The following is a 26,074-nucleotide window of genomic DNA, read 5'->3' on the forward strand; positions in this document are numbered from 1 at the left end:
GCCAGTACTTCTTCGGCATCTCGGCCCGCATCGCCTTCAGGTTGGTGCGGGCCGGGTTGAAGGTGCTCTCGTAGTAATCGCGCCAGCCCGCCTCGAACCCGTCGCCCGGCGGCAGGTGCACCCGGTCGCCGGGCGGGCCGAAGCGCAGCGTCGCCCCGTCCCAGCGGGCCGAGCCGTCCGGCGTCAGGATCGTCCAGTCCATCGACCGGAAGCGGTCGACGAAGAAGGGCGCCGCCGCTTCCAGGATGTAGTGGTCGGGCTCGAACCACGCGACGAACGCCTCGCCCCCCTCGCCCTCGATGCGGCGGAAGCGCAGGAACGCGTGCATCTTGTGCAGGTCGCGGGCGATCGCCCTGCGCATCGCGCCGAGCCGATGGACCAGCGGGTCGCTGGCCACCTCGGCGAGGTGGCGCTCGCCGTCGAGGACGCGCCGGACGAGCCGGTGGAGGAGGGCGTACCGCTCGGGATCGCGGTGGGGCACCACCATCGGGATCAGGCCGGCCACCGCCTTCGGCAGGGGGATGGGCGGGGCCTCGGACCGATCGGCCGCGGCCGCCCCGAACAAGCCGGGCGCGTCGCCCGCCGACCACGTCACGCAGTCCGGCGGGATGCCGTCGGCGACCAGTCGGCGCAGAGCCGTGCGGAAGCCGGCGAGATCGGCGCCGGAGCGCAGGTGAATCGTGCGATGCGCGCCTCCCCCTCCCCCCTCTGCGGGGGAGGGTGGGCCTCGCGTCAGCGAGGGTCGGGAGAGGGGAGCGACATCCCCGGATACGGCGCTCCCCTCTCCCGAACCGCTTCGCGGGCCACCTTCTCCAGCAGAGGGGAGAAGGATTGCGGGCCGCGCATCCATCAGAACAGGCTCAACTGCGCGGCCGGCTCCGCCAGCCGGCTGCGCAGGTCGAGCCGGTCGGTCAGGCCCGCCGGGGTGTAGTCGGCGGCGATCAGGAACGGCCGGGCGCGCTTGAGCGCCGAGGACAGGCGGGCGATGTCGTCGAGGCGCAGGGCGGTGTGCCGGCGCGCGCGGACGATCCGGTCGACGGCGCGCGCGCCGAGCCCCGGCACCCGCAGCAGCATCTCGCGCTCGGCCCGGTTCACGTCGACGGGGAAGCGGTGGCGGTTCTTCAGGGCCCAGGCGAGCTTGGGATCGATGTCGAGGGAAAACATCCCGTTCTCGGCGGCGTCCGCCACGTCGTCGGCGGAGAAGTCGTAGTACCGGATCAGCCAGTCGGCCTGGTACAGCCGGTGCTCGCGCCGGAGCGGCGGCGGCTTCAGCGGCAGGATGCCGGAGCCCTCGGGGATCGGGCTGAAGGCGGAGTAGTACACCCGCTTCAGGCCGAGGCTGCCGTAGAGCTGCGCGCTCTTGCGGATCAGCGCCTCGTCGGTGGTGGCATCCGCCCCGACGATCACCTGCGTCGACTGCCCGGCCGGCGAGAACCGGCGGCGCTCGGCCTTGGCCTCGACGATCCGCTCGGAGATCTGCACCATCGCGCCCTGGATCGTCGCCCCGTGCTTCTCTGGAGCGAGTTTTTGCAGGCTCGCCTCGGTCGGGAGTTCGACGTTGATCGACAGCCGGTCGGCGTAGAGGCCCGCTTCCTCGATCAGCCAGGGACTCGCCTCCGGGATCGACTTCAGATGGATGTAGCCGCGGAAACCGTGGTCGCGGCGCAGCGCCTTCGCCACGCGGGTCAGAAGCTCCATCGTGTGGTCCGGCGACTTGATGATGCCCGACGAGAGGAACAGACCCTCGATGTAGTTGCGCTTGTAGAACGCGATCGTCAGCGTCACCACCTCCTGCACCGAGAAGCGGGCGCGCTGCACGTTCGACGAGCGCCGGTTGATGCAGTAGGCGCAGTCGAACAGGCAGTAGTTCGTCAGCAGGATCTTCAGCAGCGAGATGCAGCGCCCGTCCGGCGTGTAGGCGTGACAGATGCCGGCGCCGGTGGTCGAGCCGAGCTCGCCCTCGCCGGCCCTGCGCCGGGGCGCGCCGGACGACGAGCACGAGGCGTCGTACTTGGCGGCGTCCGCGAGGATGCGCAGCTTCTTGGCGAGCGTTTCGTCCATCGAACAAACAATGAACCCGGCTGCACCGAAGACAAGCCCGGGCGGCGGCCTTGCCCCCGGCTGCGATGCCGCACCCCGGCACGCGTCCGGTCGCGGGACAGGATCACCCCGGCTTGGGCGTCACGCCTCGTCCTGCCCGTCGACGGTGCGCCGGGCCAGATCGTAGCCGAAGCCCGCCCGCGCCAGCGCCGCCAGATCGCGCTCGCGATGCAGGGCGCGGAGGTCGGGCCGTCGGAACGGCCCCAGCCGCCGGCGCTTGGCATAGGCCCGCGCGGCCGCCGTCTCGATGGCGTCGGCCTCCGCCTCGGGCGCGGCCGCGCGCTCGGCCGCCATCGCGGTCGCGACGGCGTCGGGCAGCACACCCTTGGCCGAGAGCTTGGCCAGGGCGCCGCGGGTGGAGGTTCCGCGTCGGCGAAGCGTCGCGAGCCGCGCGGTCGCGAAGCGCGCGTCGTCGACGAGCCCGGCCGAGACGGCGCGCGCGGTCGTCGCCTCGATCATCTCCGCGAAGGCACCAGCGTCCTCGCCGCGGGCGCGGGCGCGCTTCTCGACGCGCCGCCGCAGCGTCCGGCGCAGCATCTCCACCGAGGCGCTGTAGCGTTCGAGATAGTGCAGCGCCGCCCGTTCGAGCCAGGCGGCGGTGACCGGCGGCGCGGGTCTTGCGGCTTCGGGTCTTGCAGCTTCGGGTCTTGCGGCTACGGGTCTTGCGGCCCTGTCAGGTCTCATGGTCGGGTGCGTGCCTCGCCGCGCGGTTCGGGCCTGCAACGATCGCCCGCGTCACGGGTTCTCCACGGTCCGGGCAGGTTCCGGTTCCATGAAACGTTCATGGAACGCAAGGCAACGCGGCAGGATCGGTCATGGCCTCGTCCACGCAGCATCGGCGATCCTGTTGAGGCGCGAGTGGCTCCTGGTGATGCTCGCCCTCGGGCTCGCCGCCGCCGCGGCGGCCGTGGTCTATCTGTCGCGGCCCACCACGCTGACCGTCGCCGTCGGCCCGCAGGACGGGCCCGAATCGGCCCTGATCGAGGCCTACGCCAGCGCCCTGGCGCGAGCCCGCGAGGACGTCCGGCTGAAGGTCGTCCGCTACGACGACGTACGGGACAGCGCGGCCGCGCTCCAGGCCAACAAGGCGGACCTCGCGGTGGTGCGGCCGGACGTGTTCCTGCCCGAGAACGGCCTGACGCTGGCGATCCTGCACGACGAGGCCCTGGTCGTCGCGGCCTCCGAGGCCGGCGAGATCGACGACTTCCCCGATCTCGCGCGCAAGCGCCTCGGCATCGTCGTCCGCCACGGCGCCGACATCCCGTTCGTCACCAACCTGCTCGCGTTCTACGATTTCGTGGCCGCCGGCCCCGACCTCGAAGCGGGCGAGGAGGTGCCGGTCGGGCAGGTCGCGCTGGTGCCGCTGAAAGCGGGCGAGGTCACGTCGGCCATCGCCGAGAAGCGGGTCGATGCCGTGGCGATCATCGCGAGCCCGACCTCCAAGGCCGCGCTCGCCACCGTGCACGCGGTGGAGATGGGCCTGCCGGACCGGAAGGTCGGCCTCGTAGCCGTGTCCGACGGCGAGGCGATCCTGCAACGCTATCCCGAACTCCAGGCCGTCACGATCCCGGCCGGGACCTTCGGCGGCCGCCCCAAGCGCCCGGCGGAGGAGGTCAAGACGGTCGGCGCGTCCTATCGTCTGATGGCGCGGGGCACCGTGAGCCGGGTCGCCGTGGCATCGGCCACCCAGCACCTGTTCGAGTGGCGCTCGCGCCTCGCGGCGACGGCGCCGGTCGCCAAGCTGATGAAGGCGCCGGACTTCGACACCACGGTCGCGGCCACCTCCGCGCGGCTGCCGAACCATCCCGGCGCGGTCGATTATTTCGAGCGCGAGCAGCAGACCTTCCTCGACCGCTACGAGGACTACATCTACCTGCTGGCGTTCTTCGGCGGCACCATCGGCTCGGCGGTGGCGTGGCTCGGCCAGCGCCTCGCCCGCAAGCGCCGCGCGCGCGTCGACATCGTCCTCGACCGGCTGCTCGACGTCCTGCGCGAGGTCCGCGCCGCGACGACCAAGGCGGAGCTCGACGCGCTCGCCGTCGAGGTCGACGATCTCGTCGCCGACGTGGTGCGCTACGCCCGCGAGCGTTCGATCGACACCCGCACGGTCAGCGCGCTGATCCTCGCGGTGGACGGGGTCCACGCCGCGATCGGCGACGGCCGCCGCGGCCTCGCAGCAGGCCGGGATGCGACGGACCCGTCGGCCGATCCCCGATCCCGCACCCGCACCGCCCGGCTGCTGGCGCTGAACATGCCGGCGGCGGAGTAGCAGCCGGCCCGCGACGATCGCGCGGACGCGGCTTGCTGGCGACCGTTCAGGCGGCCACGCGCCCGTCCAGGGGGAACACCTTGGCCGGGTTCATCAGCCAGTGCGGGTCGAAGACGTTTCTTACCCGCATCTGCTGCTCGAGGTCGGCTTGGCCGTACTGGAAGCGCATCAGCTCGCGCTTCTCGATGCCGACCCCGTGCTCGCCTGTGAGGCAGCCGCCGACCTCGACGCAGAGCTTGAGGATCTCGTCGCCAGCGGCCTCCGCCTTCTGCAGCTCGCCCGGCTTGTTGATGTCGAACAGGACCAAGGGGTGGAGGTTGCCGTCGCCGGCGTGGAAGACGTTGGCGACGCGCAGGCCGTACCCTGCGCAGATCGCGCCGATGCGCTCCAGCACCGGGGCGAGCTGGCCGGTGGGGATGGTGCCGTCCATGCAGATGTAGTCGGAGATCCGCCCCGTCGCGCCGAAGGCGGATTTGCGGCCCTTCCAGATCGCGCCGGACTCGGCCTCCGACTTCGAGACCCGGATGCTGGTCGGGCGGAAATCCTGCGCGATCGCCGCGATGCGGGCGAGCATCGCCGCGCATTCGGCGTCCGAGCCCTCGACCTCGATGATCAGCATCGCCTCGGCATCGCGCGGGTAGCCGGCCTGCGCGAAGTCCTCGGTGATCAGGATCGCCTCGCGGTCCATGTACTCGATCGCCACCGGGATGATGCCGGCTGCGATGATCGCCGCGGTGCAGCCGCCGGCATCCTCCACCGACGAGAACCCGACCAGCGCGGGTCTCGCGCCCTCGGCGCTGCGCAGGATGCGCACGGTCGCCTCGGTGACGATGCCGAGCTGGCCTTCGGAGCCGCAGATCAGCCCGAGCAGGTCGTAGCCGCCGCTGTCGAGATGGTCGCCGCCGATCGCGACGACGGTGCCATCGTTCATGACGAGCGTCACGCCGAGCAGGTTGTTGGTGGTGACGCCGTACTTGAGGCAATGCGCCCCGCCCGAATTCATCGCGATGTTGCCGGCGATGGTGCAGGCGAGCTGGCTCGACGGGTCGGGGGCGTAGAAGAAGCCTTCGTGGCCGACGGCGCCGGAGATCGCGAGGTTGGTGATGCCGCTCTGAACCCGGGCGACGCGGTTCTCGAAATCGAGGTCGAGCACGCGGGTCATCTTGGCCACGCCGAGGATGATCGCGTCCTCCTGCGCGATGGCGCCGCCGGCCAGCGAGGTGCCGGCGCCGCGCGGCACCACCCGGAGGCCTTGCGCGTGGCAATAGGCCATCACCGCCGAGACCTCTTCGGTCGTCGAGGGCAGCACCACGGCGAGCGGCATCCGGCGATAGGCCGTGAGGCCGTCGGTCTCGAAGGCGCGGCGCTCGTCCTCGGTGACGATCAGGGCCTCGGGGCCGACGAGGGGCTTCAGCCCCGCGATGATCGCCGCGCGGCGACCGACGACGCCGGCATCGGGTTCGGGAAAGCGGATCGACATGGCGTTCGTCCCTTGGATTCGTCCCGCGCCCGCCGGTGCTTCGGTCTCCGCCTGGGCGGGGGCCGGATCGGAGACGGAACGCGGCGTCCTCGCGACAGGCTACTCCAAAGGCTGCCGCCTTGCACGGGACGGCGCCGGGAACCGGCGGTTGGCCCAGGGCTTCCTTTGGTCGCAGGCGCCCACGGGGTTCGACTGGCGTTCCTGTCTCGAGCTGTTCTAAAGCGGGCAAGCTCTGCCATAACCGGCAGGCCCAGCCGTAAAACGATCGACGGCCATTGCCGTCGCACCCGGAGAAAACCCCATGCGTCACCTGATCCTCGGCGCCGCGTTCGCGATGCTTCTGCCCCTCTCCGCCCAGGCGCAGGAAGCCGGCGATGCCGCGGCCGGCGAAAAGGCGTTCGCGCCGTGCAAGGCGTGCCACAACTTCGTCAAGAACGGCGTCGGCCCGAGCTTGAAGGGCGTCGTCGGGCGCCCGGCGGCCAGCTACGAGGGCTACAGCTACTCGGCCGCGCTGAAGGGCTCCGGCATCACCTGGGACGAGGCCAACCTGCACGAGTGGCTGAAGAACCCCAAGGCCAAGGTGGCGGGCACCAAGATGATCTTCCAGGGCTATCCCGACGACAAGAAGATCAACGACGTGATCGCCTACCTCAAGACCCAGTCCTGATCCGACACGACTCCGCCCTCCGGGGCGGGACGGGGCCGCCTCCGCGGATGCGGGGGCGGCCTTTTGCGTGCCGGGGTGCGAGGCGCACCACGCTTAAGGATCGATGCCGTCGTGGAGGCCGGTGCGCAGGGTGACGAGATGGTCGAGCAGCGCGCGCCGTCCCTCGGTGTCGAGACCCGTCATGCCGCCCGCCTGATCCGGGATGCAGGCCAGCGCCGCGCGCAGGCGACGCCCGTCCGCCGTGAGGAAGATGCTGACCTGCCGCTCGTCGGCACGGTCGCGGGCGCGCCGCACCCGGCCTGAGGCTTCGAGGCGCTTCAGCAGCGGAGTCAGTGTCCCGGAATCGAGGAACAGCCGCGTGCCGATCTCCTTCACGCTCACGCCCTCCTCCTCCCACAGCACGAGGAGCACGAGGTATTGCGGGTAGGTGAGGTCGTGCCGGCCCAGCAGGGTGCGATAGGCGCGGCCGAACGCATGCGCCGCGGCGTAGACGGCGAAGCAGAGCTGGTTGTCGAGACGCTGGGGTTCCGGCTGCGTCTGCGCGACGACCGCGATCTTCCTCGGCGCCCGCGCCTGCGGGGCTTGCCGATGCGGGGCTTGCCGATCTGGCATGGCCTTCTCGACTCCGGTTCCCGACGCAGGTCGGGACGATGCGCGGCAGGGCTCGCGCGCTAGGTCCTGCGTCGGGCGACACCCTAGCCACCGGACGGTCCCCGCACAATGTTCGCGGCGTCCTGGTTCCCGGCGTCCTGGCTCGTGGAGCCTCGGCAGCCTGCGGCGGAACTAAGCAGGCATCCGTGGGTCGCCCCACGGATGCCTGCTTCGATCTCTTTGGTGCCGCATCATTTTCTTCGCGCGAACCGGCGGCCACTTCGCGCAAGGATGCTTAGCCCTTCCAATCCTTCAGTGCCGCGAACGGGCTCGCGGAGCGGTCCGAGGGCGGCGGGTTGAGGATCGGCTCGACCTGCGCGACGGCGTCGGCGAGCGAGAAGGCGGAGCCGGCGGGCAGCTTGCCGCCGGCCGCGTCCTTGTGGCCGCCGCCGCGGAATTTTCGCGCGGCCTCCAGCGCGGTCTCGTCGTTGGAGCGGAACGACAGCGAGCCGGTGCGCTGGACGTTGCACACGCGCTTGGCCCCGCCGCGCTCCATGATCAGGTCCGAGACGCGCTGGAACGTGCCGGCATCGAGGCCGAAGGACAGCAGCGTCCCGTCGGACAGCGGCCGGAACAGCACTTCCGAGCGCGCCAGCACGCGCGCGATCCGCATCCGCGTGGTGAGGCTGCGGTCGTCGTCTGCCTCGCCGTCGAGGAACCGGTCGAGGATGTCCCGGCGCAGGCCCGCGACCCGCACCTCGATCGCGGCGGGCGCCAGCCCTTCCCCGATCAGCCCCGAGACCGCCCGCAGCAGCGCCCCGACGAAGCGGTCGTGCCAGGGATGGCCGACGGGCACGAGGTTTCCGACGTTGTCCCAGAACACCTCGTCGAGCATCAGGCCGCCGGCAAACGTCGGGCGCTCCTTCTTCCACAGGTCGAGGGCGTCCACCGCCTCGACGAGGGCGTCGAGATCCTCGCCGTCGCGGGTCGCGTAGAGGGCGCGGTGGGCGTAAGCCATCTTTGTGGCGCAGGTGCCTTGATCGATCAGCACGGTGGTCGCCGGGTCTTCCAGGTCGAACCGGCTGAGCGTGCCGCCGTCGTCGGCGGCCGTCGGTTCCACGCCGTGCTGGCGCAACTGGTCGATCGACGAGGCGTGGTGATCCAGCACGATCAGCCGGTGGCGGGCGCCGTCCGCCCGCTTCCCGTTCATCGCGGAAAAACTCTTCAGGAACTTCACCGCCACCGGTTCGAGGCCGAGGTCGGTCATGATCAGCGTCTCGGGCGCCTCCGCCTTCGACAGCCGCCTCAGTTCCTCCTCGACCACGGGGCCGACATCGGAATAGCGCGGCACGTGGACGATCCGGGCGACATCGACGAAGGCGCCGACGACGGCGGCTGCGGCATAGCCGTCGAGGTCGTGGTGGGTGATCTGGGTGACGGTCACGGCTGCGGTCCTCGGGGCGTGCGGCCCGTCCCGCCTTATGCGGCAGGACGAGGCGTCCGGCGAGCCCGATGGAACGGACCGCAACCCGGCGCATGCGCCTCCGCGTGGGCGAAAGCCTCAATGATACGGGTCGGCGGCGTCGCGCAGGCCGTCGCCCAGGAAGTTGAAGGCGAGCACCGTGACCAGCACCGGCACCACCGGCAGCAGCATCCAGGGGTAGAGCTGCACCGCGGCAAGGTTCTGAGCGTCGTTGAGCAGCACGCCCCAGCTCGTCACCGGCGGGCGTAAGCCCAGCCCGAGGAACGACAGCGCGGTCTCGCCGAGGATCATGGTCGGGATCGAGAGCGTCGCCGAGGCGATCAGGTGGCTCATGAAGTTCGGGATCAGGTGGCGGCCGATCACGCGGGCGGGCGACGCGCCCATCAGCTCGGCCGCCTGGACGAAATCCTCCTCGCGCAAAGCCAGCAGCTTTCCGCGCACGGCGCGCGCGAGGCCCGGCCAGTCGAGCAGCCCGAGGATGACGGTGATGCCGAAGAACACCCAGAGCGGGCTCCAGTTCGGCGGCAGCGCCGCCGAGAGCGCCAGCCACAGCGGCAGTTCGGGCAGCGAGCGCACCACCTCTATCAGCCGCTGCACCGCGGCATCGACGATCCCGCCGAAATAGCCGGCGATGCCGCCGAGCACGAGCCCCAGCGCGAAGGAGATCGCGACACCGACCAGCCCGATCACCAGGGAGATCCGCGCCCCGTGGATCATCCGCGAGAGCAGGTCGCGCCCGAGCCGGTCGGTGCCGAGGAGGTGGAGGGTTCCGCCCTCCGGTGGGCAGACGAGGTGCCGGTCGCCCGCGATCAGCCCGAGATAACGGTAGGCGTCGCCGCGACAGAAGAAGCGCAGCCTCTGCGGCGCGGCGGTGTCGGAGACGTAGCCGCGCCGGAAGGTGTCGCGGTCGAGTTCGGACCTGTAGGGATAGACGAACGGGCCGACGAGGCCGCCTTCGTGGAACAGGTGCAGCCCCTGCGGCGGCGCAAGCAGCATGTCGCCGTTGCGCCTGGCCTGCCCGTAGGGGCTCAGGAACTCGACGAACGGCACGGCGGCGTAGAGCGCCAGCAGCACGACCGCCGAGGCGACGGCGATGCGGTGCCCCAGGAACTTCACGAGGATCAGCCGCCACGCGGAGGCGTAGGCGGTGGCGGCATCGCGCCCGCCGCCCGCGTCCGGGTCGAACGGGGCCGGATCGACGAAGTGGCGCGGCTCCGGGGTCGTCAGCATCGGCGCGGGCGCATGCTCAGCGCGTCCCCATGCGGATGCGCGGGTCGAGCCAGACCAGGACGAGGTCCGAGATCAGCATGCCGACGAGCGTCAGCAGGGCGACGAACATCAGGATGAAGCCGGCCATGAACTGGTCCTGGCTCTTCAGCGCGTCGAGGAGCAGCGGGCCGACGGTGGGCAGGCTGAGCACCAACGAGACCAGCACCGAGCCGGAGACGAGGTGGGGCAGGAGGTTGCCGATATCGGCCACGAACGGGTTCAGGGACATCCGGAACGGATATTTCAGCAGGGCGCGGAGCGGCGGCAGGCCCTTGGCGCGTGCGGTGACCGTGTAGGGCTTGGCGAGTTCGTCGAGCAGGTTCGCGCGCATCCGCCGGATCATCGCCGCGGTGCCGCCGAGGCCGATCACCAGGGTCGGGACGGCCAGATGCGCCAAGAGCGACCGCACCTTGGCCCAGTCCCAGGGCCTGCCGGTGAAGGCGGCGTCGTACAGGCCGCCGATCGACAGGCCGAACCAGAGGTTGGCGTAGAACAGCAGGATCAGCGCCAGCAGGAAGCCCGGCACCGCGAGGCCGACGTAGCCGAGCACGGTGACGACCGCGTCGCCTGCGGTGTTGCGGTGGGTCGCGGAGTAGAGGGCGATCGGGATCGCGACGACGTGGACGAACACGAGCGCCGCGAGGTTGACCACCAGCGTCAGCCATAGCGCGTCGCCGACCACCTCCGAGACCGGCCGGTCGTACTCGAACGACCAGCCCCAGTCGCCCTGGAGCAGGCCGGCAAAGCCCCCCGGTCCCGGCATCAGGCCGATCCACATCAGGTACTGCTCGTAAGTCGGGCGGTCGAGGCCGTACTGCCTGATCAGCAACTCGGCCTTGGCGACGGAGGCCGCCTCGCCCATGGCGCGCAATTCCATGATCCGGTTGGTGAGGAAGTCGCCCGGCGGCAGCTTGATGATCGCGAAGATCAGGGCGGAGATCACCAGCAGCGTCACCGCCATGGTGAGCACGCGGCGCAGCACGGCGCCGATCATGGCAGGGCCGCCTGGCGTTCGGTGGCGCGGTCCCAGAACATCGCGTCGAGGCGCTGCACGCCGATCATCGCCGTCGGGTCCCAGGAATACAGCGCGCGTGCCGGGACGTTGGCGAGGTGGTTCGACGCGACCACCGGCTGGAGCGCCCCCGCGACCGTGCCGATCACCCAGGTGTTCTCGGCATGGCTCGCCAGCATCGCGCGCCAGATCGCGGCCTGCCGCTCCGCGTCGTCGGTCTCGCGCCACTGCCGGTCGAGTTCGATCAGGCGCTGCACCGCGGGCAGGTCGCAGGCTTCGCCGCTGGCGCCGTGGGTCTCGACGTGAAGGCTCCAGCGCGGCCAGGAATAATGGTCGGCCTGCGCCGGGCTCAAGCCTGTCGGCGGCATGATCGCGGTCGGCACCGCGAGATCGAGCCCTTGCGCGGCCACCATCACCGTCATCCCCGCGATCGAGCGGCGGCGCAGGTTCGTCCGCTCCTGCGGCTTGACCACGAGCTTGATCCCGACCTCGCGCCAGAACTCGCTGATCAGCAGCAGGCCGTCGAGCACCGTCGCGGCCTCGCCGTCGCTCTCGGCGACGACCTCCAGTAGCCGCCCGTCGGGCATCAGGCGGATGCCGGCGGCGTCGCGCCTGTCGAGGCCGGCCGCGTCGAGGAGCTTGGCCGCCGCCGTCGGATCGTAGTCGGCGTGCAGGGTGCGCAGTTCGGCCGAGAACAGCCCGCTTTCGGAGATCAGCGTGTCGTTGCCCTCGGTGCCGAGGCCGAACAGCAGCGTGTTGTTCAGCGTCCGCCGGTCGATGGCCAGCGATAGGGCGCGCCGGTAGCGCACGTCGCGGTTGAGCGCCCGCCAGCCCGGATCGAGGGTCGTCAGGTTCGGGTAGAGCGCGATCTCGGAGCCGCGGGCGACGGGCCACAGGTTGGTGCGGTAGCCGTGCGCGCGCTCGCCCGCCTTCAGGCTCGGGATGTCGGTCATGGTCAGGCCGCGGAACATCAGGTCGGCCTCGCCGGCATTGGTCTTGGCGACCAGCAGCCCCGAGGCGGCGACGTCCATGACGATGCGGTCGAGATACGGCAGTTGCGTGCCCGCGGCGTCGACGCGGTGATAGTAGGGGTTGCGCTCGAACACGAAGCGGGTCGCGGGCGCGCGGGTGCGCGGGCGCCAGCCCTGGAGCGTCGGGGCTTCGGGATTGTTCAGCTCGAAGTTGTCGTCCATCCGGTTGTGCAGCGCCGCCCAGCCGCGCAGCTTCTGCGCCCTGGCCAGCGCGTCGGCCGCCTCGCGCCCGACGTAGCGCGGGTGGACCGGCCTCAGGTAATGGGCCGGCCGGTAGATCAGCGGGTCGCGCGGGGCGGCGAGCGCCGGCAGGAAGCGCGGGTTGGGCTTGTCCCACCCGTAGCGGACGGTCAGCGGGTCCAGGATCTCGACGGCGGGGGGCTTGCCGTCCACCAGGAAGAAGTCGGGCGGTCCCCCGGGGCTCAGGTCCTTGTCGCCCGCCACGTCCTCCCAGTAGTAGCGGAAATCCTCCGTGGTGAAGGGATGGCCGTCCGACCAGCGATGGCCTTTCCGCAGCGTGAAGGTGAAGCGCCCGCTCTCGACGGCGATCCGCTCCAGCACGTCCGGCTTCAGGTTCAGGTCCGCGTCGTAGCCGACGAGGCGGGTGTAGCCGTAGACCGAGAGGTAGCGCACGTCGCGCGCCCGCGCGACCAGGGTGCGGACCGTGCCGCCGCGGGTGCCGAGCGTCCGGCCGCGGGCGGCGAGGTCGACCACGAGGGGAGCGTCCGGCAGGCCCGATTGCGGGGTCGCCTCGGCCCTTGCCTCGCGGGGAGCGATCACGGCCGCGAGCCCGACGATCACGGTGCGGCGCGAAACCCCGATGGCCGCGTCTCCGCAGTCCGTTCCGCGGCTCTCCCTCCCCCCTCTGCGGGGGAGGGTGGGCCTCGCGTCAGCCAGGGTCGGGAGAGGGGAGCGCGCTGTCCGGATACGGCGCTCCCCTCTCCCGACTTGGCTCGCGGGCCACCCTCCCCCACAGAGGGGGGAGGGGGTGCCCGCGTCGACTTCGGAGATCACCGGGAGGTCCGTCGTGGCGATGTCTTGCGGTTCAGGCGAGGTGCCGGCGCAAGGGCGTCGATCCGGCCCGGTCACGCCGCGCGCCCTTCGGAACCAAGGGTGGTGTCCCGGGTCGGATGCAGCGCCACGTAGGTGAGCCGCGCCGGCGAATAGCCCGTCGCCCGGTGGAGGTCGTCGAAGGCGTGCGCCCGCGCGATGCCGGCCGCGGCCTCCCGCGCCAGCGGATCGTCGGCCGGCTGCTCGAAGGCGCGGCCGTTGCGCTGCCAGCGGATCGGCTCGGCCCGGTCGCGCAACGCCTCGATCATCGCGATGGTCGGGTGCGCCGGGCCGCCATGGGCGTGGATGCGGTGGCCGGCGGCATCGTCGTCGAACAGCAGCCGGGTGAGCCCCAAGCGCCGGGCCTCGATCACGCGGCGCCCCTGCGAGACGTGGTCGTCGAAGAAGGCGACCGTCGCCGCCGGGTCGAGCCGGGACCAGTCGGCCTGCGACCAGTCGGCGGTGCTGTAGGTGGCGTTCGCGTCGCGATACTGAAGTCCCGACAGGTCCGGGTCGTGGCAGTGGATCGTTGCCGCCGGGCAGGCCTGCCGGATCACCCAGGTGGTCAGGCCGCGGAAGACGCCGGATTCGATCACGGTGCGGGGCGCGAGGGCGCGCATCGCTACGTAGAGCTGGAGCGCGCCGTTGAAGCCGCTGCCACCGCGCCGCTGCCGCACGGGTGCCGTCGGGATCAGCGTCCAGAAATCTCTTGTGCGTTCGAGGACATCTTCCGATGTCGCGATACCGGACGCCGCGAGGTCGCGCTCCAGGCTTGCCGCTGCGCTGGATAGCAAAAAGTCGACCTCGCGCGGCGAGGTCGGGCGGTGCGACCAGTCGGGGGCGGCCGGCACGAGGTCGTAGCCGAGCCGGTCGAACAGCGGCGCGAGCACGCGGCGGCGCAGGCGCTCCATCGTGCGCGAGGGGCGGGGACCGGTCATGCCGCCCGCCGCGCGTCGGCCGACCCGTGGCGGACGAGGTAGCCCGGCTCGATCTCGACCATGTGGCCGGCCTCGTCGGGGGCGAGCCGATAGGGCTCCGGCCAGCGGGCCGGGTCGGAATGGTCGCTGGTCGCGGCCGCGAAATCGAGCGGGTGGTCGAGGCTCGGGTCGGGCACGGCGGCGAGCAGCGCCCGCGTGTAGGGGTGGACCGGATTGCGGAACAGGGCGGCCCTGGGGGCCTGGCCGACGATCCGCCCCCGGCACATCACCGCGATGGTGTCGGCCATGTAGTCGATCACCGCGAGATTGTGGGAGACGATGAGGTAGGACAGCCCGAGCGCCGCTTGCAGGTCCTTCAGCAGGTTCAGGATCTGCGCCTGCACCGAGACGTCGAGCGCCGACACGGGCTCGTCGAGCACCAGGAGCCTCGGCTCCAGCGCCAGGGCGCGGGCGATGCCGATGCGCTGGCGCTGGCCGCCGGAGAAGGCGTGCGGATAGCGCGCCAGCGCCCCCGTCTCGAGGCCGACCATGGCCATCAGCGCGTCGGCCCGCGCCCGGCGCTCGCGCGCCCCGACCCCGTGGATCTCCATCGGCTCGGTGAGGATCTGGCGCACGCTCATGCGCGGATCGAGGGAGGCGTAGGGGTCCTGGAACACGAACTGCACCGCGCGGCGATAGGCGAACAGGTCGTCGCCCGAAAGTGCGTGCACGTCGCGCGGGCCGGTGCCGTCGTCGAACAGCACCCGGCCGGAATCGGGCTTGAGCGCCCGCATCACCATCTTCGAGACGGTGGTCTTGCCCGAGCCCGATTCGCCGACCAGCCCCAGCGTCGTGCCGGGCTCGATCGCCAGCGACACGTCGGAGACCGCGCGCACGATCCGCGGCGGCCCGCCGAACCGCCCCGAGCGCAGGGTGAAGTGCTTCGAGATGCCCTCGACGCGCAGGATCGGGCCGGCGATCGCGCGCGGGGGCCGGGCCGGGGGAATCACCGCGTCGGCCGGGCGGATCGGCGTCAGGCGCTCGCCCGGTTCCATGCCGAAGCGCGGAACCGCGCGGAGCAGCGCCTTGAGGTAGGCGTGGCCCGGCCGGCGCATCACCGCGTCGCGCGGGCCCGCCTCCACGAGGCGGCCGCGGTAGAGCACCGCCACGTCGTGGGCCATGTTGGCGACGACGCCGAGATCGTGGGTGATCAGCAGGATCGCCATGCCGGTCTCGTCCTGCAGCCGGGCGAGCAGCGCGAGGATCTGGGCTTGCGTCGTCACGTCGAGCGCCGTCGTCGGCTCGTCGGCCACCAGCAGCGCGGGCTTGAGGATCAGCGCCATCGCGATCATCGCGCGCTGGCGCAGGCCCCCCGACAGCTCGAACGGGTAGGTGTGCAGCGCGCGCGCCGGATCGGGGAAGCCGACGCGGGCGAAGGCCTCCTCGGCCTGCGCGTCGGCTTGCGCGCGGGTGGCGCCCGCATGGAGCCGCAGGGCCTCGCCGACCTGGTCGCCGATGGTGTGCAGCGGCGACAGGCAGGTCATCGGCTCCTGGAAGATCATCGCGATGCCGGCGCCGCGGATCGCGCGCATCGCCGGCCCGTCGGCGGAGAGCGCGGCGATGTCGGTCCCGCCGTCGGCGGTCTCGAACAGGATGCGCCCGCCGGTGATCGCGGCCGACCGCGGCAGGATGCGCAGGATCGCCTGCGCGGTCACCGATTTGCCCGAGCCCGATTCGCCGACGAGCGCGAGCGTCTTCCCGCGCGGCACGTCGAGCGACAGGCCGTGCAGCGCGCGGAACGGCGCGCCGGGGCCGCCGAACGCGACCTTGAGGTCCTGGATGGACAGGAGCGGGCTCAAGCGACCCTCGCATGCCGGCCTGGCGCCGGAGTCGAGCACGACGGGGCCGCTTCGTCCACCGCCGGCGCCCGGAACAGGTGCCGCGGATCGGCGACCGTCACCGCCGGATGGCGGAGCAGGACCGCGAAGAGGTCGGCGAGGAAGCCCCAGACCGCGTCGTCCTGCGCGAGATGGTGGGTGAGGATGCCGATCGGCCGGCCGGACCCGCGCGCGAGTTCGCGGCAGAGGGTTTCGACCAGCGTGTCCGGGTCGGCGAGCGAGCGGGTGCCGCGCCAGTCGATCGGATCGACGTGCACGTCGGCCCGGACCAGTCCGGCCACCGGCGCGCCGCCGGGAACCGCCGAGAGGCCGGCGTAGCCGAGGCCGGGGAGGGCGGCGGCGAGCGCCGGGGCAAGGCGGTTCCAGGGCGGCACGAATACCGGCAGCAGCGCCTCCGCCGGCATGCGTTCGCGGGCGAGCCGCAGGGCCTCGGCGGCGTCGGCGACGAGGGCCGGCAGCGGCCGGCCGGCACCGAACTCCGCGGCCTTGGCGCCCAGCGCGGCATGGTTTGCATGCGCCAGCCCGTGCACGGCGAGGCTCGCGCGGGGGGCGTCGCGCAGGCGCGCACCGAGCGACGGCGCGAGCCCGGCCGGGATCGCCGCGACGAGGATCGGCGCGTCGAAGGCGGCGGCGAGACCGAGCAGGCGGTCGAGGGCCGGGCTCGCCGCGACCGCGTCGTCGTCGCGCCACCAGACCGGCACGGCGATGCCGCATCCGCCGGCGGCGTCGAGGGCTTCGCGCAGGCGGCCGAACCCGTCCGGCCCCGCGCGCCGGCCCCGGCGCCGTGCCGCCAACAGCGTCTCGACGATCGCGACCGCGCGGGCCGCGCCATCGCACCCGATCCCGTGGGGGGGCGGAGCCGGCGCGGCGCGGGCGATCGCCACGGCGTCGAGCAGGCTTTCGGCGGTGAGCGTGGATTCGGCGAGCACCCGCGCTAGCCCGCGGGCCGCGAGGCGCTCCGCGCGCAGGCGCTGCTCGGTCTCGCGCGCGCCCTCGAAGGGTACGAGCACCGCGCGGGTCCGGGTCGCGAGGAGGTCGACCGCGGTGTTGTAGCCGCAGGCGCTGACCGAGACGGCGGCGCGTGCGAGCAGGGCCCGGTAATCGGGCCGCGCCCGGGCGAGGACGCCCTCCGCGAGGCCCTCGCCCAGCGCGAGAAACGCCGGCTCGGGGATGCCGTGGCCGGCCAGGATGCGCCAGCCGAGGTCCGGCCGCAGCCGTGCCGCCTCAGCGGCGATCCGGCAGAGCGCCAGGCCCGCCGCGCTCGACCCCGCGGAGACCAGGATGCCCGCCCCCGGGCTGTTAGGCCCGCCCGGCGACGCGGCGGCGTCGATGTAGCCAGTGTAGCGCAGCTTGGCCCGAAGCGATGCGTCGACCGGCCACGAGGCGTCGAGGGGCACGAGGTCCGGGTCGCCGTGCACCATGACCGCGTCGTAGGACGCTTCGATCCGCGCATGCGCGGCGCGGACCTTCTCCGGCCTGTCCGGTGCGACCAGCACGTCACGGATCGAGGCGAGGATCAGCGGCTTCGGGCGAAGCCCCGCGGCCGCCGCGACGAGGGCCGAGAACTCGCCGGCGAGGGCGCGCCGGCCGAACGGGAAGAGTTCGGTGACGACCACGTCCGGCGCCGTGCCGGCGAGCGTCGCGCGCAGTATCGCCGTCCGGGCATCGAGCAGGCCGGTCCCGGCCTCGCGGCCTTCGGAATCGAGCAGCCGGCCGAACGCCGTCCCGGCGACGTGAAGCGGCGGAAGCTGGACGCGGCGCACGCCGTCGGTGCGCACGAGCGGCGCCGGCGTACCGCCCGAGACCAGCGTCACGTCGTGGCCGGCTCCGGCCAGCGCATGCGCCAACGCCGCGGCGCGGGTCAGGTGCCCGGCCCCGAGGAGGTGCGTGACCGCGATCAGCACCCGCATGGGCAGGCCCCCGCCGCGGAAGCCGGCACGGCTTCGCGCGCCGCGAGGCCGGCCGACATGGCGAGACGCCCGGCGACCAAATCGATGCCGGCATCGAGCGGGAAGTCGCGGACCAGCCGCGCGCGGGCGGCCTCCGCGAGGCGCCGCCGTCCGCCCGGATCGGCGGCGAGCCGCAGGATCGCCGCCGACAGCGCCGCGGTATCACCCGGAGGGACCAGGACGCCCTGCGTGCCGTCGGTGATGAACTCGGGCGTGCCGGCGAAGGCGGTGGCCAGGATCGGCAGGCCCTGGGAGGCCGCCTCCATCAGCACGTTCGGCAGCCCGTCGCGGTCGCCGGACGGCGCGGGCTTCGTCGGCAGCACGAACAGGTCGGCCGCCCGCATCGCCGCGATCACGGCGGGCTGCGCCATCGCGCCGAGGAAGGCGACCCGTCCGTCGAGGCCGCGCGCCGCGACGCGAGCCACCAGCGCCGCCCGGAGTTCGCCGCCGCCGATCAGGTCCAGGCGCCAGTGCAGACCCGGCAGCAGGGCGAGCGCGTCGATCAGGTCGTCGTGCCCTTTCTTCGCGACGAGCCGCCCGACGCAGAGAATCCGCATCGGTGCCCCGGCATCCGAGCCGTCGCGGGCCGGCCGGTCCGCCGGCGGCTCGGGGAAGCGGGCGAGGTCGAGACCGTGGTAGGCCAGCGCGACGTGGTCGGGCCCGATATCGGATCGACGTCGCGCCGCCCATCGCGGTCTCGCCGGCCACGGGAAGCGCGAGGCAACTCTCTCTCCCCCTGGGAGAGGGGACCCGCGTTTCCCCGGTGGAGGCGCGGGCGTGTCTGCCGGCGATCGGGTCGATCCGCACAGCGCCCGCAACCGGGCCAGCCCGTCGCGGGTGCAGGCCACGCCCCAGGCCGCATCGCCGAGCTTTTCCGAGAGCTCCCATTCGGGTGTCGTCCAGATGTCCTTGGCATGCGCCGAGACGCTCCACGTGCGCCCGGTCAGGATCGCGGCGTAGCGGGTGACGCTCGCCGGGGCGTGCAGGAAATGCGCGTGCAGGTGCCGCACCGCGTCGGGCAGGTTTTTCGCCAGCACCAGCGCCTGCCCGAACCGCCGCAGCCGCGCGGGCGTCGGGTCGCGGGCGAGGTCCCTGGCGAACTGCGCGGCGAGCCTCGGAAAGCGCGGGCGCCGGAGCCCCCAGGCGAGCGCGTGGAGAACCCGCCACGGAGCGTCGCGAAGATATTCCGGCAGGTAGGCGACGGGCGCCGCGATCATCGCATGCATCGGGTGGCGGGCCGTGTCGGTCGGGCGCCGCAGCGACCAGATCGAGAGGGCGAGGCCCCGGGCTTCGAGGGCCAGGATCTCCTGCGCGATGAAGGTCTCCGACAGGCGCGGATAGCCCTTCAGCACGATCGCGATGCGGGCCGGTTCCGTCACCGCGCGGCACCGAGCGCGCGGTCGGGCGCCGGCGCGGTCAGCGCGCGGACACGCTCGGCGATCACGTCTAGGCCGCCGAGCAGGCCCGGCATCATCGCCCGCGACGGCGGCGGCTGGTCAGGCAGGGCGCGAAGTGCCGCCGCCATGCGCAGGGGCTCGCGCCCGTCCGCTTCCAGCAGGACGCGGGCGAGGCCGAGCGCGTCGGCGGCCACCGCGCGGATCTCCTGCTCCCGACGCGGATGGGTGCGCGGCACCAGCACGGCGCGCTTGTCGAAGGACAGGATCTCGCAGAACGTGTTGTAGCCGCCCATCGCGACGAGCCCCTCGGCCTTCTCCATCAGCAGCTCGATCTGGCTGTCGAAGGTGATGGCGGAGAGCCGCCCGGGCAGCTTCGCGATCCGGCCCAGGAACGCCGCCCGGCCCTCCGCGGCTAGAAACGGGCCGAACGCGATCAGCGCCGGCAGCGGGATGCCGGGATCGGCCTCGTAGGCCGCGATCACCCAATCGATCAGCCCGTCGCCGTCGCCGCCGCCGCCGGGGGTCACCAGGATGAAGGGCTCGGACGCCACGCCGGGCTCGGCCCGGCCGGGGCGGGGCGGCGGCGCGGCGCGGCGGAGGTAGCCGGTATAGGTCGTCCGGTCTGCGAACGCGGCGCCGACGGGCAGCGCCGCGAGCGGGCGGTATAGGCACGGCAGGCCGTACACCCAGACCTCGTCGTAGAACCGCCGCACCGCGTCGGAGGCGCCCTTGCGCTCCCATTCAGGCACGAGGCGTTCGGCGTCGTCGAGGACGTCGCGCAGGCCCAGCACCAGCCGGCAGCCGCGCGCGGCCAGGCGCTCCAGCGTCGCGACGATCTCGCCCTGGAAGCCGGTCGGCTCCTTGTCGACGATCATCAGGTCCGGCCGGAAGCCGTCCGCGGTGCGGGCGACGAGGTGTGCGCGCCGCGCCACCGTCTCGGCGAGGGGGATGTGCGGATCGAGGCTGGCATAGCCCCCGTCCGGCAGCTTGGTGACGCCGGGCACCCGCACCGAGGCGACGCCGCGGGCGAAGGCGAACCGGTCGACCACCGCGGAGCCCGAGACGATCATCGCCTCGACCTCGCCCGTGCCCGCCAGCGCGTTGGCGATGGCGCGCGAACGGCGCAGGTGGCCGAGTCCGAAGGTGTCGTGGCTGTAGATCAGGACGCGTGCGGCCCGCGTCGCCGTCCCGTCCCGGCGGAACGCTTGCCCGTCCGGGCGAAACCGTTGCAGCCTCGGCATGCCTCTCCCGATCAACGCGTCTCTGCCGCGGGCCGGAGCGTCGCAGCACGACGGCGGTCGCACAAGCGGGGCCTCGGTGACAATGGCCGTTCCTCGCACCCGGGCTCGCAGTCCCGCCAAAGCCCTTGCGTGTGCGTCGGCGCACGCAGCCCGCTTCGCGTTTCGGGCGTAGGGGTGACATGGATGTGACCAGGGTGGACGAATCGGCAGCGAGGCCGGGACACGGGCGATGCGCGATCTGGAGCCGAGGCTCTTCGGATACATCTGGCGGCACTCGAAGCGCGACCAGCTCGCGATCTGCGCCGTCGTGGTCGCGTCGCTGCCGTTCTACTTCGCCTCCCTCGACCTGCCCAAGCGCATCGTCAACGACGCCATCACCGGCAAGGCGTTCAAGGAGGGCAGGGACACCGCCTCCTTCCTCGACCTGACGATCCATTGGCCGCACTGGCTCGGCGGCGGCGAGGCGGTGCTGTTTTCCGGCTTCCAGGTCGAACGGATGGAGTTGCTGTTCGGCCTATCGGGCCTGTTCCTCGCCCTCGTCCTGATCAACGGCGCGTTCAAGTTCTGGATCAACCTGAGCAAGGGCGTGCTCGGCGAGCGCATGCTGCGGCGCCTGCGCTTCGAGCTGTTCTCGCTGATGCTGCGCTTCACGCCCGAGACCACGCGCGAGGTGAAGTCGTCGGAGACTGCGACCATCATCCGCGACGAGGTCGAGCCGATCGGCGCGTTCATCGGCGACGCGATCGTGGTGCCGGTCTTCCTCGGCACGCAGGCCGCGACTGCGCTCATCTTCATCCTGATGCAGAACCTGTGGCTCGGGCTGGTCGCGGGCTCGATCGTCCTGGTGCAGATCATCGTGATACCGCGCCTGCGCCGCGAGATCATCCGGCTGAGCCGGAAGCGCCAGATCGCCTCCCGGAGCTTCGCCGGCCGGGTCGGCGAGGTGCTCGACGGCCTGGAGGCGGTCACCCTCAACGACACCGGGCGCTGGGAGCGGGCCGAGATCGGCGGGCGCCTGTTCGGCCTCTACGACCTGCGGATGCGGATCTACAGGCGCAAGTTCCTGGTGAAGTACCTCAACAACCTGCTCGCGCAGGTGACGCCGTTCCTGTTCTACGCGATCGGCGGCGTGTTCGCGCTCCGCGGCGAACTCGACATCGGCCAGCTCGTGGCGGTGCTGGCGGCCTATCGCGACCTGCCGCCGCCGCTCAAGGACCTGATCGACTGGGACCAGCAGCGCCTCGACGTCGAGGTCAAGTACGAGACGGTCGCCGCGCATTTCGCGCCTCACCGCCTGCGGCCCTCCGAGCCGGAGGCGGCCGGCCCCCCGACGCGGCTCGGCGGCCCGCTCGAAGCCGAGGGCGTCATCCTGAAGGACCCCCGTGGCGGCCCGCCGCTCGATCTCGGCGCTTTTCGCGTGGCGCTGCCGGTCCGGGCCGCCCTGTTCGCGTCCGAAGGCGGCCTGCCGCACGTGCTCGCGCGGCTGATCGCCGGCCTCCAGGCACCGCAGGGAGGGACCGTGAGGATCGGCGGGCACGACCTCGCCACCCTGCCGCAGGCGCTGCGTGCCCGGGCGGTCGCCTATGCCGGGCCGGAGCCGGTGCTGTTTCCCGGCACGATCCGCGACAACCTGCTCTATGGCCTGCGCCGCCGGCCGCTGCCGCACGGACGCGAGGCGGGAAGCGAGGGCGACCGCCGGCGGCGCGCCGAGGCGCGGCGGACGGGCAACCCGCCGGAGGACGCCGACGATCCGTGGATCGACCACGCGGCGCTCGGAACGGCGGATGCGGCGGGCCTCGACGCGCGGATGGTCGCCCTGCTGGAACGGCTCGGGATGGGCGACGACCTCTACCGCTTCGGCCTTGCCGCCTGCAGCCTCGCCGGTCACGACAGCGTGGTGGGCGCACGGGTGATCGCCGCACGCCGGCACCTGCAGCGGCATTTCGCCGAGGCGGGGATGGGCGATCTCGTGATCCCGTTCGATCCGCGCCGCTACAACCATCAGGCGACCATCGCCGAGAACCTGCTGTTCGGCGTCCCGACCACGCCCGCCCTCGAAGGCGGCCGCCTCGCCGCCGAGCCGCGCTTCCGCGCCGCCCTCGACAAGCTGTTCCTCCTCGACGACCTCGCGACGATGGGCGCCGCCATCGCGCGGAACCTGATCGAGATCTTCCGCGACGTGCCGCCGGGGCATCCGCTGTTCGGGCGCTTCTCGCTGATCGCGCCCGACGCGTTGCCCGAGTTCGAGCGTCGCTTGGCGGGCATCGCCCCCGACGGCGAGCCGACGATGGCCGACAACCAAGCCTTCCTCGGCTTGGCGCTCGCCTATATCGAGCCGCGCCAGCGCCTCGGCCTGCTCGACGCTCCCTACACGGCGCGCCTCGTTTCCGCCCGCTACGCGATCCGGGAGGCGCTGCAGCGGGCCGACGGACGGGAGGACGTGGAACCCTACGACCCGGAGCGGATCAACCGGCACAGCTCGGTCCTCGACGCCCTGCTGTTCGGCCGCATCAACACCGCGCGGATGCACGGCGAGGCGGAGATCCAGCGGCAGGTCAGGCTGGCGGTGCGCGCGTTCGACCTCGAGCGGGGCATCCGCCTGCGCGGGCTCGATCACGGCGTCGGCAACCGCGGGCGCCTGCTCACCGTGCGCCAGCAGGCTCTGATCGACCTCGCCCGCGCGATCCTGCGGCGGCCCGAGATCCTGATCGTCGACGGGGCGATCCCCCATCTCGACGGCGGCGCGGCGGCGCTGATCGCGGCGGCCGAGGACGGCGCGCCCGGCATGAGCCTCGTCGCGGTCGCCGCCACCGAGGCCGAGGCGGCGGCGTTCCCGACCCGCCTGCGCGTCAGCTTGACCGGCGCCGTCGCCGTCGAGGTGATGTCGGGGGCCGCCGCGGAAGGGCGGGACACCGGAGGCGCGGCCGCGGCCGATGCCCGCCGCGAGCCGGCGCCGCGGCTGTTGGCCTGACGGACACCTTTTTCGGGTCCGACGCGCCGTTTTCCGGCGCGGATTGCGGTCTTGGAAACGCATTCGTCATTGTCGGCTCGACAAGATGCCTTCGAACCGCCATGGAATACGGTACGCGCCCGAGCGTTCCTGATTCAAGTCGAAGAGAACCCTACGCCGCATGTTGCGCAGCCGTGTGCGACGGTCCTTCACCGTCGAGATCAAGTCGAAGAGCCGCCAGACGCCGTCCTGGCCGGAGGCAACAGCTCCGCAGCCGGTGAACTGGGCCGCGCTCGATCCGGCGCCGGAGGCGCCCGCGTCCTCCGGCGCCGAGGCCGCCGCCCCGCCGGCTCCCGCCGAGAAGCCCCGGCGCATCCTGCCGAGCCTCATCGTCGCCGAATCGGAGCCGGAGGCGCCCGAGCCGGTCGCCGCGCGCGAGCGGCCGCTTCCCCGCGTCCGCCGGGCCACGTCGCAGCAGGTCCGGGCGGAGACGTCCCGGACGGCCCCGTCCTGGTCGCTCGCCGACCTTCACGAGGACTTGGTGCCGCAGGCCGCGCAGGCGCAGCGACAGGCAGCGCCGCAGCCCGTTTCCCTCGCCCCCGCCGCGGCACCCGCGCGCAACGCGGTGAAGCCTCGGACCTCCGGACCCGCCCTTCGGCCCGGCGAGCGGTGGAAGCGCCGCCTGCCGCGTGCCTGCTGGTAGCGGTCTCAGGCGGCACGGCGCACGGCACGGCGCTCGCAGCGCCCGTCCGCGTCGAGCCGTTCGCCGTCCGGCGCCGGACCGCGTCGTCGCCCGGACGGGCGGCGTCGGCTCCGCGCCGCGCACGAGGCCGAGGCCGTAATCGGCCGCCGTCGCCTCGGCGATGGCCGGCCCGCCGCACGTTCGCCGAAATGGCCCGTGATCGCATGCCGGATGCTCTGCTCCATCGGCTCTCCGGATCGTCGGCCCGGGCGGCCTCGTCGTCGGCGACGAGCTTCTGAGCCGGCCGGCGAGCTGCACGCGCGAGACCGAGCCCTGCGCCGCGGCGGCGCGCGTCCGGCCGCGCACGACGCAGGCGGTCTCGGCGGTGATGGCGGCCTGCCACGCCGCGGCGCGCGCGGTGGCGGCACGGGCCTCGTCGACGGCATCCTGCGCGCGCCCGGCGACGTCACCCTGTCGCTGGAGCGGATGATCGGGATCGAGGGTCTGGACCCGCTGGCGATGACGATGGTGGTCCGCGCCGGCACCACGATCGAGGCGGTGCAGGCGGCAGCCGAGGCCGCGGGCCTGTTCTTCCCTCCTCGATCTCGGCGCCCCGCGGCTCGGCCACGATCGGCGGCGCCATCGGCACCAATGCCGGGGGCCTGCGGGTGCTGCGCTACGGCATGATGCGCGAGATGGTGCTCGGGCTGGAGGCGGTGCTCGCCGACGGCACGGTCGTGTCGTCGATGCGGTCGCTGATCGAGAACAACACCGGGCTCGACCTGAAGCGGCTCTTCGTCGGCATGGAGGGGACGCTCGGCCTCGTCACCCGCGCGGTGCTGCGCCTGCGCCCGGCGCCCGCGGGCTACGCGACCGCGATGCCGGCGGCGGCCGACGTGAACGCTGCCGCCGGCATCCTCGCCCGCGCGTAGGCGGCGTTCCAGGGCCGGGTCTCGTCGTTCGAGGGGATGTGGCCGGACTTCTACCGGGTGATGACCGCGCCCGGCCGCCTCACGTCGCCGCTCCGCCGCGACCATGCGCTCCAGGGCTCGGTCTCGGCCGAGCACGGCATCGGCCTGGAGAAGCGCGGCAGGCTCGCGCTGTCGCGCTCGGGCGCCGAGATAGGGGTAGCTCGGGGAATCTGCACAGCGAGGCTCAGTGGAATTTCTGCCTGACGGCGGCCAGGATGGCTACGGATCAGGAGCTATGATGAGCAAGCGACAGCGCCTGAACCACCTTCCGGCCTTCAAGGCGAAGGTGGCTCTGGCGGCCCTGCGGGGTGAGAAGACCCTGGCCGAACTGGCCCAGCAGTTCGATGTGCGCCCCAACCAGATCACGACCTGGAAGGCCCAGTTGTTGGAAGGGGCTGCCGGGGTGTTCGGAGCCGCGGCCCGATCGGAGCCGACCCCGGCCATCGACGTGAAGACGCTGCACGCCAAGATCGGTGAGTTGACGCTGACCAACGATCCCCGTTCGGGCCGGGGACAAGCTTTTTGTCCGGCGCGCTCGGCAAGGCCGGTCTGCTGAGCGCAAAACGATGATCGATCGTGGGCATGATCTCCCGATCGTCGAGCAGGTCAAGGCATTCGGGATCAGCCGGGGCAGCGTCTACTATTCGCCCCGGGGCTGTCCCGGCTGCCGATCTGGCCGTGATGCGGCGCATGGACGAACTGCATCTCGAACTTCCCGTCGCGGGAAGTCGGATGCTGCGGGACCTGCTGAACAGAGAGGGCATCGCGATCGGGCGCTGCCATGTCGCGACGCTGATGAAGCGTCTTTGTATCGCGGCGCTCTACCGCAAGCCGAACACCTCAAAGCCAGCGCCTGGACACAAGATCTACCCATATCTCCTGCGCGGGCTGACGATCGACAGCCCTAATCAGGTCTGGGCCATGGACATTACCTGCGTGCCGATGGCGCGTGGGTTCGTCTAGAGCATTTTCCAGCGAGGTGGATGCCGGCTTGTGTAAAGAAAATGCGACCACACAAGGGCTTAGAGCGTTTTCCGTGATCCGGGGATCATGGAAAACGCTCTAGTGTCCTGAATCAGAGGTTCGTCGTATAATTTCTGTTGGTTTTCGACGGAGA

21 protein-coding genes and 1 pseudogene are annotated in these 26,074 nt (G+C 72.2%); 8 read left to right on the forward strand and 14 right to left on the reverse strand.

Annotated features, from left to right (window positions below; genetic code table 11):
- The 3 genes from ACFE86_RS09940 to ACFE86_RS09950 all read right to left on the reverse strand — a co-directional run.
- On the reverse strand, nucleotides 1–850 hold an 850-nt coding region (locus ACFE86_RS09940), incomplete at its 3' end, for a TIGR03915 family putative DNA repair protein (protein ID WP_375455175.1).
- Complete coding sequence (locus ACFE86_RS09945; RefSeq protein ID WP_375455176.1) at nucleotides 850–2,061, reverse strand: putative DNA modification/repair radical SAM protein; 1,212 nt, start codon at nucleotides 2,059–2,061, stop codon at nucleotides 850–852. The genes ACFE86_RS09940 and ACFE86_RS09945, both read right to left, overlap by 1 nt.
- 120 nt (nucleotides 2,062–2,181) lie before the next feature.
- The gene (locus ACFE86_RS09950) at nucleotides 2,182–2,784 is read right to left on the reverse strand and encodes a regulatory protein RecX (RefSeq protein ID WP_375455177.1); all 603 of its coding nucleotides are present in this window, start codon (nucleotides 2,782–2,784) and stop codon (nucleotides 2,182–2,184) included.
- Nucleotides 2,785–2,947: 163 nt separating this feature from the next.
- On the opposite strand from ACFE86_RS09950, the gene ACFE86_RS09955 reads away from it, so the two are divergent.
- A complete protein-coding gene (locus ACFE86_RS09955) occupies nucleotides 2,948–4,369 on the forward strand; it encodes a TAXI family TRAP transporter solute-binding subunit (protein WP_375455178.1) in 1,422 nt (473 codons plus the stop codon).
- A gap of 46 nt (nucleotides 4,370–4,415) precedes the next feature.
- Here ACFE86_RS09955 and ACFE86_RS09960 read toward each other — a convergent pair whose 3' ends face one another.
- On the reverse strand, nucleotides 4,416–5,849 hold the full coding sequence (locus tag ACFE86_RS09960; protein WP_375455179.1) for an FAD-linked oxidase C-terminal domain-containing protein: 1,434 nt from the start codon (nucleotides 5,847–5,849) through the stop codon (nucleotides 4,416–4,418).
- 301 nt (nucleotides 5,850–6,150) lie between these two features.
- Here ACFE86_RS09960 and ACFE86_RS09965 point away from each other — a divergent pair, with 301 nt between their 5' ends.
- Nucleotides 6,151–6,516, forward strand: a complete 366-nt coding sequence (locus ACFE86_RS09965; RefSeq protein WP_375455180.1) for a c-type cytochrome — start codon at nucleotides 6,151–6,153, stop codon at nucleotides 6,514–6,516.
- A 93-nt stretch (nucleotides 6,517–6,609) separates the two neighbouring features.
- On the opposite strand, the gene ACFE86_RS09970 is transcribed toward ACFE86_RS09965, so the two are convergent.
- From ACFE86_RS09970 to ACFE86_RS10015, 10 genes are all read right to left on the reverse strand, one after another.
- Complete coding sequence (locus ACFE86_RS09970; RefSeq protein ID WP_375455181.1) at nucleotides 6,610–7,128, reverse strand: MarR family winged helix-turn-helix transcriptional regulator; 519 nt, start codon at nucleotides 7,126–7,128, stop codon at nucleotides 6,610–6,612.
- A gap of 274 nt (nucleotides 7,129–7,402) precedes the next feature.
- A complete protein-coding gene (locus tag ACFE86_RS09975) occupies nucleotides 7,403–8,551 on the reverse strand; it encodes a dimethylmenaquinone methyltransferase (RefSeq protein WP_375455182.1) in 1,149 nt (382 codons plus the stop codon).
- 117 nt (nucleotides 8,552–8,668) lie between these two features.
- The gene (locus tag ACFE86_RS09980) at nucleotides 8,669–9,820 is read right to left on the reverse strand and encodes an ABC transporter permease (RefSeq protein WP_375455183.1); all 1,152 of its coding nucleotides are present in this window, start codon (nucleotides 9,818–9,820) and stop codon (nucleotides 8,669–8,671) included.
- 16 nt (nucleotides 9,821–9,836) lie between these two features.
- The gene (locus ACFE86_RS09985) at nucleotides 9,837–10,853 is read right to left on the reverse strand and encodes an ABC transporter permease (protein WP_375455184.1); all 1,017 of its coding nucleotides are present in this window, start codon (nucleotides 10,851–10,853) and stop codon (nucleotides 9,837–9,839) included.
- Nucleotides 10,850–12,682, reverse strand: coding sequence for an ABC transporter substrate-binding protein (locus ACFE86_RS09990; protein ID WP_375455185.1), 1,833 nt, complete (start codon nucleotides 12,680–12,682; stop codon nucleotides 10,850–10,852). The genes ACFE86_RS09985 and ACFE86_RS09990 overlap by 4 nt, the downstream gene beginning before the upstream one ends.
- A gap of 305 nt (nucleotides 12,683–12,987) precedes the next feature.
- Nucleotides 12,988–13,890 carry a hypothetical protein gene (locus tag ACFE86_RS09995; RefSeq protein WP_375455186.1) on the reverse strand — a complete coding sequence of 301 codons (903 nt, stop codon included), beginning with the start codon at nucleotides 13,888–13,890 and terminating at the stop codon, nucleotides 12,988–12,990.
- Nucleotides 13,887–15,728, reverse strand: a complete 1,842-nt coding sequence (locus ACFE86_RS10000) for a dipeptide ABC transporter ATP-binding protein (protein ID WP_375455187.1) — start codon at nucleotides 15,726–15,728, stop codon at nucleotides 13,887–13,889. The genes ACFE86_RS09995 and ACFE86_RS10000 overlap by 4 nt, the downstream gene beginning before the upstream one ends.
- A complete protein-coding gene (locus ACFE86_RS10005) occupies nucleotides 15,725–17,677 on the reverse strand; it encodes a glycosyltransferase (RefSeq protein ID WP_375455188.1) in 1,953 nt (650 codons plus the stop codon). The genes ACFE86_RS10000 and ACFE86_RS10005 overlap by 4 nt, the downstream gene beginning before the upstream one ends.
- Nucleotides 17,665–19,095: a glycosyltransferase family 4 protein gene (locus ACFE86_RS10010; RefSeq protein ID WP_375455189.1), complete on the reverse strand. Its 1,431-nt coding sequence runs from the start codon at nucleotides 19,093–19,095 to the stop codon at nucleotides 17,665–17,667. Before ACFE86_RS10010 ends, ACFE86_RS10005 begins: the two co-directional genes overlap by 13 nt.
- Nucleotides 19,092–20,354, reverse strand: coding sequence for a glycosyltransferase family protein (locus ACFE86_RS10015; RefSeq protein WP_375455190.1), 1,263 nt, complete (start codon nucleotides 20,352–20,354; stop codon nucleotides 19,092–19,094). Before ACFE86_RS10015 ends, ACFE86_RS10010 begins: the two co-directional genes overlap by 4 nt.
- A gap of 229 nt (nucleotides 20,355–20,583) precedes the next feature.
- On the opposite strand from ACFE86_RS10015, the gene ACFE86_RS10020 reads away from it, so the two are divergent.
- The 6 genes and pseudogenes from ACFE86_RS10020 to ACFE86_RS10045 form a co-directional block, all read left to right on the forward strand.
- Nucleotides 20,584–23,325 carry an ABC transporter transmembrane domain-containing protein gene (locus ACFE86_RS10020; protein WP_375455191.1) on the forward strand — a complete coding sequence of 914 codons (2,742 nt, stop codon included), beginning with the start codon at nucleotides 20,584–20,586 and terminating at the stop codon, nucleotides 23,323–23,325.
- A gap of 160 nt (nucleotides 23,326–23,485) precedes the next feature.
- Nucleotides 23,486–24,007: a DNA-binding protein gene (locus tag ACFE86_RS10025; RefSeq protein ID WP_375455192.1), complete on the forward strand. Its 522-nt coding sequence runs from the start codon at nucleotides 23,486–23,488 to the stop codon at nucleotides 24,005–24,007.
- A gap of 210 nt (nucleotides 24,008–24,217) precedes the next feature.
- Nucleotides 24,218–24,673 (forward strand): FAD-binding protein, encoded by a 456-nt coding sequence (locus ACFE86_RS10030; protein WP_375455193.1) that lies wholly within the window; start codon nucleotides 24,218–24,220, stop codon nucleotides 24,671–24,673.
- Nucleotides 24,655–24,918, forward strand: coding sequence for an FAD-binding oxidoreductase (locus ACFE86_RS10035; protein WP_375455194.1), 264 nt, complete (start codon nucleotides 24,655–24,657; stop codon nucleotides 24,916–24,918). Before ACFE86_RS10030 ends, ACFE86_RS10035 begins: the two co-directional genes overlap by 19 nt.
- 60 nt (nucleotides 24,919–24,978) lie before the next feature.
- A complete protein-coding gene (locus ACFE86_RS10040) occupies nucleotides 24,979–25,161 on the forward strand; it encodes an FAD-linked oxidase C-terminal domain-containing protein (RefSeq protein ID WP_375455195.1) in 183 nt (60 codons plus the stop codon).
- 34 nt (nucleotides 25,162–25,195) lie between these two features.
- A pseudogene (locus ACFE86_RS10045) lies at nucleotides 25,196–25,917 on the forward strand (IS3 family transposase); the annotation flags it as partial.
- Nucleotides 25,918–26,074 lie beyond the last annotated feature (157 nt).

Origin of the sequence: uncultured Methylobacterium sp. (assembly GCF_964244095.1) — a bacterium.
Lineage (GTDB): Bacteria > Pseudomonadota > Alphaproteobacteria > Rhizobiales > Beijerinckiaceae > Methylobacterium.